The following is a 17,782-nucleotide window of genomic DNA, read 5'->3' on the forward strand; positions in this document are numbered from 1 at the left end:
ACGCGATGAGCGAGGAAACAATGCGGTTGGGACGTGAACGGCGCTATCTGGTGTTGCTGGGCATCATCTGCCTGGCGCTGATCGGCGGTGCGCTGTACATGCAAGTGGTGCTGGGCGAAGCGCCATGCCCGCTGTGCATCTTGCAGCGCTACGCGTTGTTGCTGATCGCACTGTTCGCGTTTATCGGTGCGGCGATGCGCACCCGTCGCAGCATTACGCTGTTCGAAGTGTTGGTGGTGATCTGCGCCATCGCGGGTGCCGGAGTGGCCGGGCATCACGTTTATACCCAGTTTTACCCGACGGTCAGCTGCGGCATCGATGTGCTGCAACCGATCGTCGACGGCCTGCCGCTGGCGAAGATCTTCCCGCTGGGCTTCCAGGTCGACGGTTTCTGCTCCACGCCGTACCCGCCGATCCTCGGCTTGTCCCTGGCACAGTGGGCGCTGCTGGCGTTCGTGCTGGTCGTGGTGCTGGTGCCGCTGCTCACGTCGCGTAACCGTAAAGCGCTGCGCTGAGGCTGCCCGCCGCACCGTTACATGAAACAAAAAAACGCCCCGATTCTCGTTGAGAGGCCGGGGCTTTTTGCATGTTCGCAGGTCAGGTAAAAGGACCGTGATGTGCGGCAACGAAGGGTGCGACATGTGTGCGACATGTTGTCACAGCTTGATTGTCGCAGGGCATTTCAAGACGCTGAATCGGGGCACCTCCATGCACCCAAAACAGGGTTTTCAAGCCACTGCCGGTTTCAGCGCTCATCAGCCGAAGCAGGCAGTTTTAACAGGGGCTGGCAAATGGCCAAAGCCCTTGTCACGTAGGGGGTAGAGCAGGGTCGAAGGCGAGCGCAGAACCCTGGAAGCTGTCTGAACTTCGCGGGGTAGACCTACATTTTTTGGTGTTTTTGTTGAGAATGTATTTCGATACCATGGCGCACTTTTGCAAAAGCTGTGAATGATTGTTGTTGAATCGGATAAAAATTATTTCGGGATGAGACGTGGTTTATGAATCGTCATCTATCTACAATCGCCCGCACTGAATTCCCGGCACTGCTCACCCCTTACTCAGGTGTATGAGCACAAACAGGGTGTCGAGAGGCCTGATGGCTTCATGCGACCCCAGATGTCGGTGCCTTCCGACGATCCGCACCAAATGGAATTGGTCTGTAACAAGGCCCTTGACCACGAATTCGAATAAGAACACACCGCAGGCCCAGCAATTGTCAAACAGCGTCTGACGCGCGACGGGGCAGGCCCTTATTCAATCCAAGAAAAATGCCAACCCTTGGCAGGGTGAAGTGTTGGCGATCAAAACCCAACTGCATTGCGCAAGCTGCTTTAGAGGTCGTGAGATGAGTAAAAACAGGTACCCCAGACTACTAGGCTTATTGCCGCTGCTCGGCACGTTGTTGCTGGGAGGCTGCAACATGACCTTGCTCGATCCCAAGGGCCAGGTCGGCCTGGATGAGCGAAACCTGATCATCACCGCAACGCTGCTGATGCTGTTGGTCGTCGTGCCGGTCATCGTCATGACGTTCCTGTTCGCCTGGAAATACCGCGCTTCCAACAAGGACGCCGTCTATACGCCAAAATGGTCCCACTCCACCAAGATCGAAATCGCGGTGTGGACTATTCCGGTACTGATCATCATTGCCCTGGGTTACGTCACCTACAAGTCGACCCACGCCCTGGATCCTTACAAGCCGCTGGAATCCGACGTCAAGCCGATCACCATTGAAGTGGTCGCGCTGGACTGGAAGTGGCTGTTCATCTACCCGGAACAAGGCATTGCCACGGTCAACAAGATCGTGTTCCCGGCGCACACCCCGATCAACTTCAAGATCACTTCGGACGCCGTGATGAACTCGTTCTTCATCCCTGCTCTGGGCGGTCAGATCTACGCGATGGCGGGCATGCAGACCAAACTGCACCTGATCGCCAACCAGAACGCTGAAATGGACGGTATCTCCGCCAACTACAGCGGCGCGGGTTTCACCGGCATGAAGTTCAAAGCAATCGCCACTTCCCAGGAAGATTTCGACGCCTGGGTAAGCGAAGTCAAAAAGGCACCTAAACAGCTTGAACAAGCTGAATACGCAGCCCTGTCCAAGCAGAGCCAGAACAACCCAGTCGAGCTCTACTCCTCGGTCACGCCGAACCTGTTCCAGATCATCGTCGACAAGTACGAAGGCATGAAACCAGGCAAGCCGATGCACCACGAGAAGAAAGAGCACGAAGTGGCCGCGATGGAAGGGATGGACATGAGTTCGCATTCAGCTGCCGGGGCAGAGGAGTAAACGATGTTTGGTAAATTAAGTTGGGAAGCGGTCCCGTTCCACGAACCGATCGTGATGATAACCATCGCCATGATCGCGCTCGGTGGTCTGGCGCTGTTCGCTGCAATCACCTACTTCAAGAAGTGGACCTATTTGTGGACCGAGTGGTTGACCTCGGTCGACCACAAGAAAATCGGCGTGATGTACATCATCGTCGCCATGGTCATGCTGCTGCGTGGTTTTGCCGACGCCATCATGATGCGTACCCAGTTGGCCATGGCCACCGAGGGTTCGCCTGGCTACCTGCCACCTGAACACTATGACCAGATCTTCACCGCTCACGGTGTGATCATGATCATCTTCATGGCGATGCCATTCTTCACCGGCCTGATGAACCTTGCAGTGCCGCTGCAGATCGGCGCCCGTGACGTTGCCTACCCGTTCCTGAACTCCCTGAGCTTCTGGCTGCTGGTTTCCGGCGTGGTGCTGATCAACCTGTCCCTGGGCGTTGGCGAATTCGCCAAGACCGGTTGGGTTGCCTATCCGCCGTTGTCGGGCCTGCAATACAGCCCGGGCGTGGGGATGGACTACTACATCTGGGCGCTGCAGCTATCCGGGCTGGGTACGACGCTGACGGGGGTCAACTTCCTGGCCACCGTGCTGAAAATGCGTACCCCTGGCATGAAACTGATGGACATGCCGATCTTCACCTGGACCTGCACCTGGGCCAACGTCCTGATCGTGGCTTCGTTCCCGATCCTGACCGCTACCCTGGCTTTGCTGACGCTTGACCGTTACATGGATTTCCACATTTTCACCAATGAACTTGGTGGCAATCCGATGATGTACGTCAACCTGTTCTGGGCCTGGGGTCACCCCGAGGTTTACATCCTGATTCTGCCGGCGTTCGGGATTTTTTCCGAAGTCATCTCGACCTTCACCGGCAAGCGTCTGTTCGGCCACCACTCGATGATCTACGCCAGCGGCGCGATCTCGATCCTGGGCTTCATGGTTTGGCTGCACCACTTCTTCACCATGGGTTCGGGTGCCAGCGTCAACGCCTTCTTCGGTCTGGCGACGATGCTGATTTCCATCCCGACGGGTGTGAAGCTGTTCAACTGGCTGTTCACCATCTATCAAGGCCGTCTGCGTTTCACCAGCCAGGTTCTGTGGACCCTGGGCTTCATGGTGACTTTCGCCATCGGCGGCATGACCGGCGTACTGCTGGCCATTCCGGGTGCTGACTTCGTGCTGCACAACAGCTTGTTCGTGATCGCGCACTTCCATAACGTGATCATCGGCGGCGCGGTATTCGGTTACATCGCAGGTTTCGCCTTCTACTTCCCGAAAGCGTTCGGCTTCAAGCTGCACGAAGGTTGGGGCAAGGCAGCATTCTGGTTCTGGATCACCGGCTTCTTCGTCGCGTTCATGCCGCTCTATGTACTGGGCTTCATGGGCATGACCCGTCGTCTGAACGCTACCACCAACCCTGAGTGGGTACCGTACCTGTACGTGGCCATGTTCGGTGCGGTGATGATCGCTGCGGGTATCGCCTGCCAGCTGATCCAGCTGTACGTCAGCGTGCGTGACCGCAACAAGCCAGAAAACATGTGCGAACACGGCGATCCGTGGAATGCCCACACCCTGGAATGGTCGACCTCCTCGCCACCACCGTTCTACAACTTTGCCGTGCTGCCAAAAGCAGACAGCATCGACCCGTTCACCGAAGCCAAGGAAAACGGCACCGCGTACAAGGCTCCAGCCAAGTACGAACCGATCCACATGCCAAACAACACCGCGACCGGTCTGGTCATGGGTGCTCTGTTGACCGTGTTCGGTTTCGCGATGATCTGGCACATCTGGTGGTTGGCCATCGTTGGTCTGGTGGGCACCGTGGGCTACTTCGTGATCCACGCTGCACGCGATGATCAAGGCTATATGGTGCCGGTCGACGTGATCGAGCGCATCGAAGCCGAGCAGCACAAGCGTCTGGTAGCGGCCGGGAAAGTTCCAGCCACCGCCACCCGTGTTGAAACCTCGTTGGAACAGGCTTAAACCATGTCGAACTTAGTGACCAATGCTGGACACACCCATGTCGATGGACATGGGCATGATGACCATCACCACGACTCGGGCGAGATGACCGTATTCGGTTTCTGGCTCTACCTGATGACCGACTGCATTCTGTTTGCGTCGATCTTCGCGGCGTACGCGGTACTGGTTAACAACGTAGCGGGTGGCCCGTCGGGCCACGACATCTTCGAGCTGCCATACGTACTGGGCGAAACCGCTCTGCTGCTGTTCAGTTCGATCACCTACGGCTTCGCCATGCTGGCGCTGTTCAAGGGCAAGAAGAACCAGGTACTGGGCTGGCTGGCCCTGACCTTCCTGTTCGGCGCGGGCTTCATCGGCATGGAGGTCAACGAGTTCCACATGCTGATCTCCGAGGGCTTCGGTCCTAGCCGCAGCGGCTTCCTGTCCGGGTTCTTCACCCTGGTCGGTACCCACGGTCTGCACGTGACCAGCGGTCTGATCTGGATGGCGATCATGATGTACCAGGTGCAGAAAAACGGCCTGACGGCGACCAACAAGACCCGTCTAAGCTGCCTGAGCCTGTTCTGGCACTTCCTGGACGTGGTATGGATCTGCGTATTCACCGTTGTTTATCTGATGGGGACTATGTAAATGGCTAACGCTCATTCCCACGATAGCCACGACGCCGGCCACGGCAGCGTCAAGTCCTACGCTATCGGTTTCATTCTGTCGGTGATCCTGACCGTCATTCCTTTCGGCCTAGTGATGTACCCGTCGCTGCCTAAAGCCATGACTCTCTGGATCGTACTGGCCTTCGCAGTCATCCAGGTGCTGGTGCACCTGGTGTACTTCCTCCACCTGGACCGTTCGGCGGCGCAGCGTAACAACGTGATTGCGTTTGTGTTTGCCGCGATCGTGATTGTCCTGTTGGTAGGCCTGTCGCTGTGGATCATGTTCAGCATCCACACCAACATGATGGCGCACTGAGGAAAGTCCGGATGTCCTTTAAGCACTTTATCCAAATCACCAAACCGGGGATCATTTTCGGTAACGTGCTTTCTGTGGCAGGCGGATTTTTCCTGGCCTCCAAAGGGCATGTCGATCTGGCCATTTTCCTGGCCGCGATGATCGGCACGTCCCTGGTGGTGGCTTCCGGTTGCGTGTTCAACAACTGCATCGACCGCGACATCGACCTGAAGATGGAACGCACCAAGAACCGGGTGCTGGTCCAGGGCTTGATCTCCCTGAAACTGGCCCTGGCTTATGCGACCGTCCTCGGTGTTGCCGGCGTTGCGTTGCTGTACAAGGTGGCCAACCCGTTGGCCGCGCTGTTCGCGGTGATCGGTTTTGTCATCTACGTCGGCTTCTACAGCCTGTACCTCAAGCGCAAGTCGGTTCACGGCACGCTGGTGGGCAGTCTGTCGGGGGCGATGCCGCCGGTGATCGGTTACGTCGCGGTCAGCAATAACTTCGACATGGCCGCACTGACGTTGCTGGTGATGTTCAGCCTGTGGCAGATGCCGCATTCCTACGCCATCGCGATCTTCCGCTTCAACGATTACCTGGCCGCATCGATTCCGGTGCTGCCAGTGAAGCGCGGCATTGAAGTGGCCAAGAAACACATCCTGCTCTACATCCTGGCCTTCCTCGTGGCGACCTTGATGCTGACCTTCAGCGGCTACGCCGGCATGAGCTACCTCGCCGTCGCCGCGGCCATGGGCATGTACTGGTTGTACATGGCCTGGACCGGCTACAAGGCAGTGGATGACACGGTCTGGGCACGCAAGCTGTTCGTGTTCTCGATCTTCACCATTACTGCTTTGAGCGTGATGATGTCGCTGGATTTTAAAGTGCCGAGTGAGCTGTTGCTGACTTACGCGCCTTAAGCTTCGGATGCTGTAAAGAAAAGCCCCGCCTTCGAGAGAAGCGCGGGGCTTTTCGTTCATGTGCGGTTGTTACACGGTGCGTCGAGCACCTTCACCACGTCATCGACGATCGCCTTACTCATATCCTGCAAATAATGCGAGGCCCAGGCAGGTCGGTCTGTGTCGCGAACCATCGCCGCATCTGATGCGAGCAGTTTGGCGACATGGAGCAAGTCGGTGGCGTGGGAGAGTGCTTCGATCAACGGGGCTCCGGCGTTGATGCGGAACAAGGGTTCGTTGGTGTGGAGGGAGAAGTGGGTGAGGCCGATGGTTTTCAGGTCTTGGGGGTTGGTCATTGGGCACCTTCGGTAGTTGGGAGCTGGTGAGTTATGACCGGAGGGGCAGAAGCATAAATTTTGAACGGATTGCTGGTGTGCATCTGGAGAACTCCGATTGGTTCCTGCATCTGTTCGAGTTCTCAGGCCCGGTCGCTGATTTGGCAGCGACTGTTTGAGGTTAGCGGGCAGTGTAGGGTGCACAATCGTAGCGACGTACTGGCCTGTGTAAGATTTTGTGTGCGGCTTGAGAGTCCGGGCAGCACACCTTCCGATTCAGCCTCCGATGGTGCGGACGGCATGTTTCTCGTCCAATCTGACGGTTGAGGTAGGTATTATTGGGGATCTAAGTTCGTGATTGGCGCAGGCGCATGAGATCGAAGAGCTCCTACCTCATAAATGGAGCGAATCACAGTCGAACTGGACTGGTGAGCGCTACGTCCCGAATAGGGCCATTCCAAGCGATGGGTGAGAGTAGGAATACTACGATAAGGAAAGCTACCTGGGACAGGTAGAACGGCTCCAGCCACTGCTGCTTCAATGCGACGTAAAAGGTGTTATGGGTTACGTCGACCAAAATAATCGCTACCGTAAGCACGATTCCGGCTCTTGGCTTGATGAAAAGTAGCAGTGCGGCAAGCGGGTCAAAAAACGTAAGTGCCCCCCAGAAAATACGGCTAGCCAAGTAAGCGCTAGGTCCATATCCATAGTCCCAGAGCAATCCATGCGAAACGTCTGCACGGATGTGATTAGCGGTTGCGATGAAAAGGCAGCATGCGAACAAAATCCTGACGGCGAATGACAATCTTGGCATGGCGTTATCTACACTCGTGATCTACGCCCTGCATGATAGCGGGATCGACCAACGACGCTAGCCGTTGCAAACTGGGCAGGTGTGATGCTTACGTTAGAGATGGCGCGCAGCACCTGAATCGAGTGCCAATCCCGGGCGTACAGGCAATAAAAATCCCCGCTCTGATGGCGGGGATTTTTATGTGCAACGTTTAGCGTTACTGCGCGGCGATGCTATAGCCGTCGAACGCGGTTTGTTGCTGAAGCGCGGTGATGATGTTCTTGCGGTTGACCGCTTGTTCGGCCCCGGCATTGTCCAGGAACGTTTCGCTTTCCAGTTCCGCTTCCTCGCCTTCGCCGACGAAAGTGAAGCCCAGGAACTCCAGCGCTTCACGGTCAACGTTCAGGCGCGAGCGCGGGGTGCGCAGGGGCAGGGTGACACTGATGCCGTCCTTGCTGATGGTGAACACTTCGACTTCTTTCTTGGCGCGAGCCGCTTTGCTCTTGCCGCTGCTCGGGTTGCTGATGGCTTGGTGAGTCTGGTTCAGTACCTTCAGCGCCAAGCCATAGACGATTTCCTGGAACGCCGGGTCATCCTTGAAGCTCGACAGAATGCGGCTGATCGGGAATTTGCTGCTCAGGTCTTCCAGGGCGGCAATGTCGGCCGCTTCGGCGTCTTTCAATTGCTTGAGTTCGCCCATCAGTTCGTAGGCTTTATCGTCATCGAAGCTGTCGTGAGCCTGGCGAATCGCGGTGCGCAGTTCGCGGATCTGGTCGCTTTCCCGGGTGGATTGAAAAGCGTCCAGAACCATCTCGCTGATGGTCTTGGCCTGTGGCACGTGTTGTGAAAGATTGATGGAGTTTTCGTATTCCGCTTTGGACGACAAGGTGACTACGGATTCAGCGGTATTGGAATCGGACATTGAAATTTCACTACTTCTTTAACTTGGATTGAGGCGAGAAAGCACGAGGCCTTTTCAGGCCGCCTAATCTATTGGACCGAGGCTGCGTTGTCACGGATGAACAGGCGGCTGGTCAGCATTTTTGGCGAGGGCCTTTTAACCTGCAGCCATTTTGGGACGTTGCGCCTGAAGCTCCAGCAACAGCCGATAAAATTTCAGCGACCGTCCGCAGATCAATCCATAGACAAATCCCGACGCCGAAGCCTCGAACAGCAGCACCTCAAACGTAGCAGCCTGTTCCGGATGCACGTCGTCCTGATAGCCGAAGTAAAAGTTCACAGCAAAAAACAGCTGGCAGAGCACCAGCGTCTTCCAACTGCCAGGCACGATCAGCCCGGTTTCCGGATCATCCAGCTCCACGCCCTTGCGCGAAAAAAACACCAGCGCCGCGAGGCTGCCCAGCAGAAACGTGATCAACCAGCAACCCAGCGAGAGCTGAGGGTTCAGCGTGAGGTTCAGTGAAAACAGTGACCATGCCAGCAGGGCCGGCGGAGTGACAAGTAATGCGGCTTTGCTTTCATGGGTCGGATAAAGCGCTTTGATCCCGAAGTAACACAACACCAAAAAAAACACGTAAACCCACAGCGGGATGTTTTGCAGGGTGATGAGCATTGCGCAGCGTTCCTTGCCGAAAAATGAAGGCCGGGATAATAGCCGTTGCTATGGCCAAAGTGGTCGACTATTTCCTCATTGCGTTCGGATTCGTCGACCGAACAGCCCATTGCTCGGCGGTCTGCTCATCCACCGGTAACGAGAAGCGAAAGGTCGCGCCGCGTCCGGGCACATCGATCAGTTCGATCTCGCGACCGTGCAATTGCAGGATCCGATGCACGATCCGCAGCCCCAGTCCGCCATCGCGCCTGGCGCCGCCAATGTTGAACGGACGCAGGAACAGACTTTCGCGCAACTCGGGGGTGATGCCGGGACCGGTGTCGCTCACGGTCACTTCGATAAAAGCCCCCTGAGGGCGGAGGCTCAGCTCGATCTCTCCACCTTGAGGCGTATGACGCAGCGCATTGTCGAACAGGTTGGTCAGCACCCGCTCGATCAATCCCAGATCTGCGCAGGCCGCCGAGACGTTGGGGGCGAAGGTGGCCTTGAGCTCGACCTGGCGCGCTTCGGCGCTGAGTTCGAATTTCTGAAAGATGTCCTGCACCAGATCGGTCAGGGAGAAGCGCTCCAGCACCGGTTGCACGAAACCGTGTTCCAGCCGCACCAGTTCCAGCAGTGATTGGGCCAGGCCGCCGACCTTGCGGCTTTGATCCAGGGCGATTCCCAGATAGCGGCGGCGGTCGGCGGGGGACAACGTGGCGTCCTTGAGCGACAGGGTTTCCAGGTAACCATGCAGCGAGGCCAGCGGTGTGCGCAGGTCGTGGGAGATGTTCGCCACCAGTTCACGACGCTCCTGATCCTGACGGGTCAGCGAGCGCCATTGTTCGCCGAGGCGCGCTTGCATCTGCCGGAAGGCGGCGTCGAGTATGGCAATTTCATCGTGGCTGGCGGCTTTTTCTACCGGCTCTGGCTCTGGCTCTGGCTCGGGCGAGGCGGGCGGCGCCGACGGAACGCCATTGATATCGAACCGGCTGACTTTCTCGGTCAAGCGGCGCAATGGCCGGGTGATCAGAGCAAATGCCGTAAGGCCTGCAATCAGGCACAGCAACGCCACCAGTCCAATGGACAACAAAGCGGTATTGAGCGCTGCGCTGGTGGCGCCGCGTTCGGCGAAACGGTCGTGTTCTTCACTGAGCAACACCACATAGAGATAACCTGCCGGTTGACCGTTGACCCGCAATGGCGCGGCGCTGAACACCTTGCTGCCATCGGCGCTGCGCGGATCGTCGCCGAGAATCGGCAGGGCCTCGCCTTTGAGCAAACGCTGGATCGGCGCCAGATCGACCTGCTCCCGGCGTATCCGGCCCTCGGGCGCGGCGCTGCCGACAATTCGGCCTGCGGTGTCCAACAGATAGACCTCGACACTGGGGTTGACCAGCATCAGCTGGCTGAACAATTCACGCACGGCATTGGGCATCGGGCCATTGCGGTCCATCAGTACGGTGTCGTGGGCGATGTGTTGCGCCAGATCCCGCGACAACCCCTGCACCACTTCCAGTTCATGCATCTGGTTGGAACGCACCTGCATCCATACCGAGGTGCCGCAGCACACCAGCAACAGTACGGCGAACACCAGGGACAGGCGTTGAGTCAGGGTCAGCCTCATGGCTGCTCTCCGCTTGCTGCGAATTTGTAGCCACGACCCCACACCGTGAGGATGCGCGCCGGTTGCGCCGGATCGCCCTCAATCTTCGCCCGCAAGCGGTTGATGTGGGTGTTGACCGTATGTTCGTAGCCTTCGTGACTGTAGCCCCATACCGCATTGAGCAGGTCCATGCGCGAGAAGACCTTGCCGGGCTGGCGGACGAAGAAGTACAGCAGGTCGAACTCCCGTGGCGTGAGGTCAAGACGCCGGCCGTCGAGGGAGACTTCACGGGTGATCGGGTCGATGGACAGGCCATCGCTGATCAGGCTGCCGGCATCCATTTTCAGGTTGCGGGCCATGGCGTCGACCCGTCGCAGCAGTGCCTTGACCCGTGCCACCAGCTCGAGCATGGAAAAGGGTTTGGCCAGGTAATCGTCGGCGCCCAGCTCCAGCCCCAGAATCCGATGGACTTCGCTGGAGCGCGCACTGGTGATGATGATCGGGGTGTAGCGGGCCATGGCCCGGGCACGGCGGCAGATTTCCAGGCCGTCGACGCCAGGCAGCATCAGGTCGAGGATCAGTGCGTCCCAGCTTCCTTGCTGCAGCAGTCGCATGCCCTCATCGCCGTCGGCGCAGTGCACCACCTCGAACTGCTCATCGCGAAGATGCAGGCAGATAAGGTCGGCGATATGCAGGTCGTCCTCGACCACCAGGACGCGTTTGGTCTGTTCCATGGAGCTCGATCCTTTGTGACGCAATGAACACATTGTGCGGGTTTTCCTGAGGCTGAGTTATCACGAATTGTTTAACTCCTCGTGAGGATTTGGCGATCAACTCAAGCCTAGGCTGTGTTCCATGCAAGGCACCTGGAATTTTGGAGAAGGCCCATGTTTTCACGGCGACAGTTTCTCGTAGCAAGCGGCGGGCTAGGGGCTGCAGCCCTGGTGATTGGTGTATTGCCAAAATTTTCCGCAAGCGTCGCGTTGGTCGATGAAGCCCGCGCACAGGAGGTTTTCGAGGTGACTCACAGCGACAGCGAATGGCGCGCCCTGCTCAGCGCCGAGCAGTACGAAATACTGCGCGAAGAGGGCACCGAACGGGCCTATAGCAGCCCGCTGAACAACGAGCACCGCAAGGGCGTTTTTGCCTGCGCCGGTTGTGATCTGTCGTTGTTTTCTTCCGACACCAAGTTCGACAGTCGTACCGGCTGGCCGAGTTTTTGGGTTCCCCTGGACAACGCGGTGGCCACCCGACAGGACCGCTCCTTCGGTGTATTGCGCGAAGAGGTGCACTGTCGTCGTTGCGGCGGTCATCTGGGGCATGTTTTCGAGGACGGGCCAAAGCCCACCGGTCTGCGTTACTGCATGAACGGCCTGGCGCTGACCTTCAAGCCACAGGCGTGATTCATGGGCACTTCCTTTCACTCACTTCATGCAGGTCGACGTTATGTGGCTTCTGGTCCTCGCTTATCTCGGTGGTGTGCTGACGATTGTCAGCCCGTGCATTTTGCCGGTATTGCCCTTTGTCTTCGCTCGCACCGGGCAGCCGTTTATGAAGAGTGGCTTGCCGTTGCTGGCGGGGATGGCGCTGACCTTCGCGCTCGTCGCCTCGTTGGCGGCGGTGGGCGGCGGTTGGGTGGTGCAAGTCAATCAGTACGGTCGCTGGCTCGCGTTGCTGTTCGTTGCACTGTTCGGGTTGACGCTGTTGCTGCCGCGGGTGGCCGAACGCCTGACGCGTCCATTGGTGGCGGCCGGCGGTCGGCTGTCGGAAGTCGCTGGCGCCGATGCCCGGCCGCGTCCCGGCGCTTCATTCCTGATCGGCGTCGCCACGGGCCTGCTCTGGGCACCCTGCGCCGGGCCGATTCTGGGTTTACTGCTGACCGGCGCGGCGCTGCAAGGGGCAAGCATCGCGACCACCCTGTTGTTACTGGCTTACGCGGCCGGTGCCGCAACTTCTCTCGCCGCGGCACTGCTGCTGGGCGGTAAAGTCTTCGCCGCGATGAAGCGCTCGATAGGCGCAGGCGAATGGCTACGTCGTGGCCTGGGTGCAGCGATGCTGGTCGGTGTGGTGGCGATTGCCCTGGGGCTGGATACCGGGATTCTGGCGCGGGTTTCGACGGCGTCCACCGGTGGTATCGAACAGGTGCTGGTTAACCGGTTGGCCAGTAAGACACCCGCCAACAGCGGAACGATGATGGCGCAGACTCCACGGGCCGGCGATCAACCCGCCGGCAGCATGATGGCCGCTGGCGACGCGATGAAAGTGACCGCGAAGGCGCCGAGTGCACTGCCGATTGAGGGCAACCTTCCATCGCTGGACGGCGCTGTGCAATGGCTCAACTCGCCCCCACTCACCGCCCAGGCGTTGAAGGGCAAGGTTGTGCTGGTGGATTTCTGGACTTACTCCTGCATCAACTGCCTGCGCACCCTGCCGTATGTGAAGGCCTGGGCCGAGAAGTATCGTGATCAGGGTTTGGTGGTGATCGGTGTCCATGCGCCCGAGTTTGCCTTCGAACGGGATGTCGGCAATGTCACCAGCGCCATGAAGGGCCTGGGCATCACCTACCCGGTGGCAATCGATAACGACTACAGGATCTGGCGTGCTTTCAACAATCAATACTGGCCGGCTCACTACTTTGCCGATGCTCAGGGGCGCATTCGTTATCACCACTTCGGTGAAGGCGAGTACGCCGAATCGGAGCGAGTGATTCAGCAACTGCTGCGTGAGGCAGGCGCCGTGAAAGTCGCGGACGGACTGATCAATGCCAATGCCCAGGGTGTTCAACTCGCCCCGGACATGAATGAAGTGCAATCGCCCGAAACCTATGTCGGCTACCGGCGGGCGGAGCATTTCGCCCCTGAAGCCGGCCTGGTGCCGGACAAGGTGGCGGTCTATAGCCCACCTTCACAACTGACCCTCAATGACTGGAGCCTGGACGGCCAATGGACTGTCGGTCCGGAGCGGGCCGTCTCAAGCGCGCCGGCCAGTCGCATCGTTTATCGCTTTCACGCTCGCGATTTGCACTTGGTGTTGGGCCCCGGTGCTGACGGTAAACCGGTACGCTTCAAAGTGTTGATCGATGGAAAGCCCCCCGGAGATGCCCACGGTATCGACGTCGCGCCCGATGGCAGCGGCAGCGTCACCGAGCAGCGGTTGTATCAACTGGTACGCCAGACCGCAGGCGTAACGGAGCGGACATTCAGCATCGAGTTTCTCGATCCCGGTGTGTCGGCGTATGCATTCACGTTTGGTTGATAGCCCCCATTCATTCAGGAGACAGCCCATGAAAACTCCATTCAACTGGCGTCGCACCTTGCTGGGTCTGGCCGCCGCTGGCGTTATCGGTCAGTGCTCTGCGTTCTCTTTCGCAGGCGTCGAAGAGGCGGTCATCGTTCCTGCGCCGACGCTCGACGAAACCACCCAGGCGCACAGCGAAACGGCGGTTTTTGCCGGCGGTTGCTTCTGGGGCGTCCAAGGCGTGTTCCAGCATGTCAAAGGGGTGAAGAATGCGGTTTCCGGTTATGCCGGTGGCGCAGCCAACACCGCTCAATACGAGCGGGTCAGCGAGGGGGACACTGGCCATGCGGAGGCCGTCGAAGTGACCTTCGATCCCGCTCAGGTCAGTTACGGAACCTTGTTGCAGATCTATTTTTCGGTGGCCCACACCCCCACCGAACTCAACCGTCAGGGCCCGGACAGCGGCACTCAGTATCGGTCGGCGCTATTCCCGAAAAGCACCGGGCAGCAACGCGTCGCCCAGGCCTACATCACCCAGCTCGACGCTGCCCACGCGTTCAATAAACCGATTGTCACCAAGCTGGAAAGCTACAACGGTTTCTACCCGGCGGAGGAGGAGCACCAGGACTTCCTGGCCGAGCATCCGACGTACCCCTACATCGTGATCAATGACCTGCCGAAAGTGTCGCAGTTGAAGCAACTGTATCCGGATCGGTATCAGGAAAAACCAGTGTTGGTGAAAGCGGGCATGTAGGCAGGTGGCTGACAGGACGGAGTCGCCTCACCCCGAAATCAGATTCTTGCCCGCGATTTTCGACCGATACAACGCCTGATCAGCCCTGGCCAGCAACCCGGTCTGTTGTTCTTCTTCAAAGCGTTGCACCACGCCAAAACTCATGGTCACTTGATAGTCCCCGACCGGCAGCAGGCTCGCCAGGCCATGACGGATTCTTTCAGCGAGTGACCTGGCGTCGGCCAACGAGGTATTGGGCAGGATCAGGATGAATTCGTCACCACCCCAACGCGCCAACAGATCGCCTTCGCGCACGCAGTGTTTCACGCTCTCGATCACCTGCACCAACGCCGCATCACCCAGGGCGTGGCCGTAGTGATCGTTGATGTTTTTGAAGTCATCGATGTCCATGGCGATCAGTGACAGAGGCTGACGAAAGCGTTGGGCGCGATCGCATTCCTGGGGCAGGGCTTTTTCCAGACGATAGCGATTGGCGATGGCGGTCAGTACATCGGTTTCCGCCAGTTTGCGATTTTCTTCGAGTTGAATCTGTAACTGCTGATTGACCCGGGACAACTCTCGGGTGCGTTCTTCGACGATGGCTTCGAGGGATTGATTGCGCCGCTCCATTTCTTCGAACAGGCGTTTCTTGTCTTCGATGCTGCGATGCGCGCCGACCATTCGCGCCACCGAACCGTCGGCATTACGTGCCAGCACGTAGCCGCGATCTTCGATCCAGGTGTAAGTGCCATCGCGCATGCGGCAGCGATACTCGGCCTGATAACCGGGAGCGCGCTGATCCAGGTAGTCATCAAACAACGCCATGACCCGCGAATAATCGTCGGGGTGGATCACGTTTTCCCAGGTCAACACGTTGTTATCCAGGGAGTGAGGCGTATAGCCAAGCATCTCGTACCACCCGGGGTTGCGGTAGACGAACCCGGTGTTGGCGTTCCAGTCCCAGATACCATCGCTGACCAGTTCCAGAATGGTGTGCAGCATGTCTTCGTTAAAATTTGACAGATCGAACTTCAACGGCTCGATATTCGATGCCTCACCCATCATCGGTCTCCCTGCCGTCCTGATATCAACGTGACTCGTCAGTCGGGGAGATTAATTCATGGTGTATTGCCCCGGCTAGTGCTTGCCCCACCACTGCAGTGCAAAGTCGACGAAGCTGCGCAATTTCGGCAAACGGTAGCGGTCCTGGGCGTACACCAGGTTCATCGGCCGACTTGGTAGTTGGTAGTCCTGCATCAAGGCCACCAGTTTTCCGTCCCGAAGGTCCTGCTCCACTAACGCATCGGGCACCATCACGATGCCCATGCCGGTTCGCGCCGCTTGATGCAGCCCCGCCGAGCTGTTGATCAGCATCGGCCCACTGACCGCCACCATGACTTCACCTTCGGGGCCCTTCAGACGCCATTGTTTGGCTACCGAGTGCCAGTCATCTCCGGCGGGGTAGGCGAAAGCCAGGCAGTCATGGTGTTGCAGGTCGACGGGTTTTTCCGGTGTGCCTCGACGCTCCAGGTAATCCTTCGATGCGCACAGGGTCATCGTGTAGTCGATGAGCGGGCGAGAAATCATGTTGGACAGCTCGGTAGTGCCCAGACGAATCGCCACGTCGAAACCGTTGTCGAGCAAGTCCAGGCGCTGGTTGGTCAAAACGACGTCGAGTTTGACTTGCGGACAGCGCAGGGTGAACTCGCTTAAGGCTGGCGCCAGTCGTTCGGTGCCGAAGGTCAGCGGCGCGGTGATGCGCAGAGTGCCGCTCGGTTCGTCGAGGGTCTGTTCGGCCAGGCGTTCGGAATCGGCCACCAGCCCCAGCACTTCGAGACACCGCTGATAGTACGCCGTGCCGAATTCCGTCAAACGTTGACGCCGTGTCGTACGGTTGAGCAGGCGCACACCCAGTCGTTGCTCCAGAGCCCGCAGGTGATTGCCGACCATGGTCGTGGACATTTCGCACTGCAAAGCGGCGGCGGTCATGCTGCCGGCTTCCACCACCTTTACGTAAACGGTCATTGCCTGGAATAAATCCATTATCAAGCCCAGCTTTAAAATGATTGAAGTGTTGCAATGTTTATCCAGCTCAGGTGGCTAACCATACTGCAAAAACACCGACTATTGATGGAGCTTGATGTCATGACCGCCACCTGCCTGATGAGCACTTACCAACCCTTGGCCCTGAGTTTCAGTAAAGGCCTGGGCACGCGCCTGTGGGACCAGGCCGGTCGTGAATACCTGGATGCGGTGGCGGGGGTGGCGGTGACCAACGTTGGCCATTCCCACCCGCGAATCGTGTCGGCCATCAGCGAACAGGCCGGCCTGCTGCTGCACACCTCCAATATGTACAGCATCGACTGGCAACAGCGGCTGGCGCAGAAACTGGTTCAACTGTCGGGCATGGAGCGGGCGTTCTTCAACAACTCCGGCGCCGAAGCCAATGAAACCGCGCTGAAACTTGCGCGGCTTTACGGCTGGCACAAAGGCATCGAGCAGCCGCTGGTAGTGGTCATGGAGAATGCTTTCCACGGCCGGACCCTCGGCACCTTGTCGGCCAGCGATGGCCCGGCGGTGCGCCTGGGGTTTAACGAATTGCCGGGGGATTTCATCAAAGTGCCGTTCGGCGACCTCGCCGCCCTGAAGAAGGCGCAGAAAGCCCACGGCCCGCGCATCGTAGCGATACTGATGGAACCGATTCAGGGCGAAAGCGGTGTGCAAGTGGCGCCGCCCGGTTATCTCAAAGCGGTGCGCGAACTCTGCGACCGGCGCGCCTGGTTAATGATGCTTGACGAAATCCAGACCGGCATCGGCCGTACCGGCCAGTGGTTTGCCTTCCAGCACGAAGGCATCGTTCCGGATGTCATGACTCTGGCCAAAGGCCTGGGCAATGGAGTGCCCATTGGTGCCTGTCTGGCTCGGGGCAGAGCCGCGAATTTGTTCACGCCCGGCAGTCATGGCAGCACGTTCGGCGGCAATCCGCTGGCGTGCCGGGTGGGTTGCACCGTGTTGGAGATCATCGAGGAACAAGGCCTGTTGGAAAACGCCAGACTTCAGGGTGAGCGTCTGCTTGCCAGATTGCGCATCGAATTGGCCGACGACCCGAATGTCCTGGCGGTCCGTGGCCAGGGCTTGATGATCGGTATCGAACTCATCCAACCGATCCGCGACCTGACCCTGATTGCCGCACGGGATCACGGCTTGCTGATCAACGTGACACGGGGCAAGACCATTCGCCTGTTGCCACCGCTGACAATTGATGAGCGGGAAGTGGAGATGATTGTCAGAGGGGTTTGCCGGGCGGTGAGCGCGGTCTGACTTCTCCTGGATGTACGCCGTTCCCCCGTAGGAGCTG

17 protein-coding genes are annotated in these 17,782 nt (G+C 58.4%); 10 read left to right on the plus strand and 7 right to left on the minus strand.

All coding sequences use genetic code 11. From position 1 onward, the window contains the following. Positions 1-5 precede the first annotated feature (5 nt). The 6 genes from QMK51_RS05455 (at position 6) to cyoE (ending at position 6,189) form a co-directional block, all read left to right on the plus strand. On the plus strand, positions 6-515 hold the full coding sequence (locus QMK51_RS05455) for a disulfide bond formation protein B (RefSeq protein WP_258699163.1): 510 nt from the start codon (positions 6-8) through the stop codon (positions 513-515). An 830-nt stretch (positions 516-1,345) separates the two neighbouring features. Further along, entirely contained in the window at positions 1,346-2,290 is a 945-nt protein-coding gene (cyoA, locus tag QMK51_RS05460) for a ubiquinol oxidase subunit II (protein WP_320393365.1), read from the plus strand. A 3-nt stretch (positions 2,291-2,293) separates the two neighbouring features. Further along, positions 2,294-4,324: a cytochrome o ubiquinol oxidase subunit I gene (gene cyoB, locus QMK51_RS05465; protein ID WP_320393366.1), complete on the plus strand. Its 2,031-nt coding sequence runs from the start codon at positions 2,294-2,296 to the stop codon at positions 4,322-4,324. 3 nt (positions 4,325-4,327) lie between these two features. Further along, complete coding sequence (locus tag QMK51_RS05470; RefSeq protein ID WP_019582330.1) at positions 4,328-4,954, plus strand: cytochrome o ubiquinol oxidase subunit III; 627 nt, start codon at positions 4,328-4,330, stop codon at positions 4,952-4,954. Beyond that, the gene (gene cyoD / locus QMK51_RS05475; RefSeq protein WP_096481055.1) at positions 4,955-5,290 is read left to right on the plus strand and encodes a cytochrome o ubiquinol oxidase subunit IV; all 336 of its coding nucleotides are present in this window, start codon (positions 4,955-4,957) and stop codon (positions 5,288-5,290) included. Positions 5,291-5,301: 11 nt separating this feature from the next. Beyond that, positions 5,302-6,189 carry a heme o synthase gene (cyoE, locus tag QMK51_RS05480; protein ID WP_007941628.1) on the plus strand — a complete coding sequence of 296 codons (888 nt, stop codon included), beginning with the start codon at positions 5,302-5,304 and terminating at the stop codon, positions 6,187-6,189. A 56-nt stretch (positions 6,190-6,245) separates the two neighbouring features. Here cyoE and QMK51_RS05485 read toward each other — a convergent pair whose 3' ends face one another. The 5 genes from QMK51_RS05485 to QMK51_RS05505 all read right to left on the minus strand — a co-directional run bounded on the left by QMK51_RS05485 (position 6,246) and on the right by QMK51_RS05505 (position 11,188). Continuing rightward, positions 6,246-6,524: a DUF3077 domain-containing protein gene (locus QMK51_RS05485; protein WP_320393367.1), complete on the minus strand. Its 279-nt coding sequence runs from the start codon at positions 6,522-6,524 to the stop codon at positions 6,246-6,248. Positions 6,525-7,513: 989 nt separating this feature from the next. Then, positions 7,514-8,218, minus strand: coding sequence for a hypothetical protein (locus QMK51_RS05490; RefSeq protein WP_258699167.1), 705 nt, complete (start codon positions 8,216-8,218; stop codon positions 7,514-7,516). A 135-nt stretch (positions 8,219-8,353) separates the two neighbouring features. Then, entirely contained in the window at positions 8,354-8,869 is a 516-nt protein-coding gene (locus QMK51_RS05495; RefSeq protein ID WP_320393368.1) for a hypothetical protein, read from the minus strand. Positions 8,870-8,936: 67 nt separating this feature from the next. After that, positions 8,937-10,475, minus strand: coding sequence for a HAMP domain-containing sensor histidine kinase (locus QMK51_RS05500; RefSeq protein WP_320393369.1), 1,539 nt, complete (start codon positions 10,473-10,475; stop codon positions 8,937-8,939). Then, on the minus strand, positions 10,472-11,188 hold the full coding sequence (locus QMK51_RS05505) for a response regulator transcription factor (RefSeq protein ID WP_258699170.1): 717 nt from the start codon (positions 11,186-11,188) through the stop codon (positions 10,472-10,474). Before QMK51_RS05505 ends, QMK51_RS05500 begins: the two co-directional genes overlap by 4 nt. 153 nt (positions 11,189-11,341) lie before the next feature. Between QMK51_RS05505 and msrB the strand changes: the two genes are divergently transcribed. From msrB to msrA, 3 genes are read left to right on the plus strand one after another with little or no spacing between them, the layout of a single operon-like run. Continuing rightward, the gene (gene msrB / locus QMK51_RS05510; protein WP_258699171.1) at positions 11,342-11,857 is read left to right on the plus strand and encodes a peptide-methionine (R)-S-oxide reductase MsrB; all 516 of its coding nucleotides are present in this window, start codon (positions 11,342-11,344) and stop codon (positions 11,855-11,857) included. Between the two features lie 43 nt (positions 11,858-11,900). Next, a complete protein-coding gene (locus tag QMK51_RS05515) occupies positions 11,901-13,709 on the plus strand; it encodes a cytochrome c biogenesis protein DipZ (protein ID WP_320393370.1) in 1,809 nt (602 codons plus the stop codon). A 28-nt stretch (positions 13,710-13,737) separates the two neighbouring features. After that, positions 13,738-14,445: a peptide-methionine (S)-S-oxide reductase MsrA gene (msrA, locus tag QMK51_RS05520; protein ID WP_320393371.1), complete on the plus strand. Its 708-nt coding sequence runs from the start codon at positions 13,738-13,740 to the stop codon at positions 14,443-14,445. A 27-nt stretch (positions 14,446-14,472) separates the two neighbouring features. Here the strand turns inward: msrA and QMK51_RS05525 are convergent, their stop codons facing one another. Both QMK51_RS05525 and QMK51_RS05530 read right to left on the minus strand, forming a co-directional pair. Beyond that, the gene (locus QMK51_RS05525) at positions 14,473-15,486 is read right to left on the minus strand and encodes a sensor domain-containing diguanylate cyclase (protein WP_258699174.1); all 1,014 of its coding nucleotides are present in this window, start codon (positions 15,484-15,486) and stop codon (positions 14,473-14,475) included. 75 nt (positions 15,487-15,561) lie between these two features. Further along, positions 15,562-16,467 carry a LysR family transcriptional regulator gene (locus tag QMK51_RS05530; protein ID WP_320393372.1) on the minus strand — a complete coding sequence of 302 codons (906 nt, stop codon included), beginning with the start codon at positions 16,465-16,467 and terminating at the stop codon, positions 15,562-15,564. Between the two features lie 102 nt (positions 16,468-16,569). On the opposite strand from QMK51_RS05530, the gene QMK51_RS05535 reads away from it, so the two are divergent. Continuing rightward, positions 16,570-17,745, plus strand: a complete 1,176-nt coding sequence (locus tag QMK51_RS05535) for an aspartate aminotransferase family protein (RefSeq protein WP_320393373.1) — start codon at positions 16,570-16,572, stop codon at positions 17,743-17,745. Positions 17,746-17,782 lie beyond the last annotated feature (37 nt).

It is taken from the genome of Pseudomonas sp. P9_31, from assembly GCF_034008235.1.
GTDB lineage: Bacteria > Pseudomonadota > Gammaproteobacteria > Pseudomonadales > Pseudomonadaceae > Aquipseudomonas.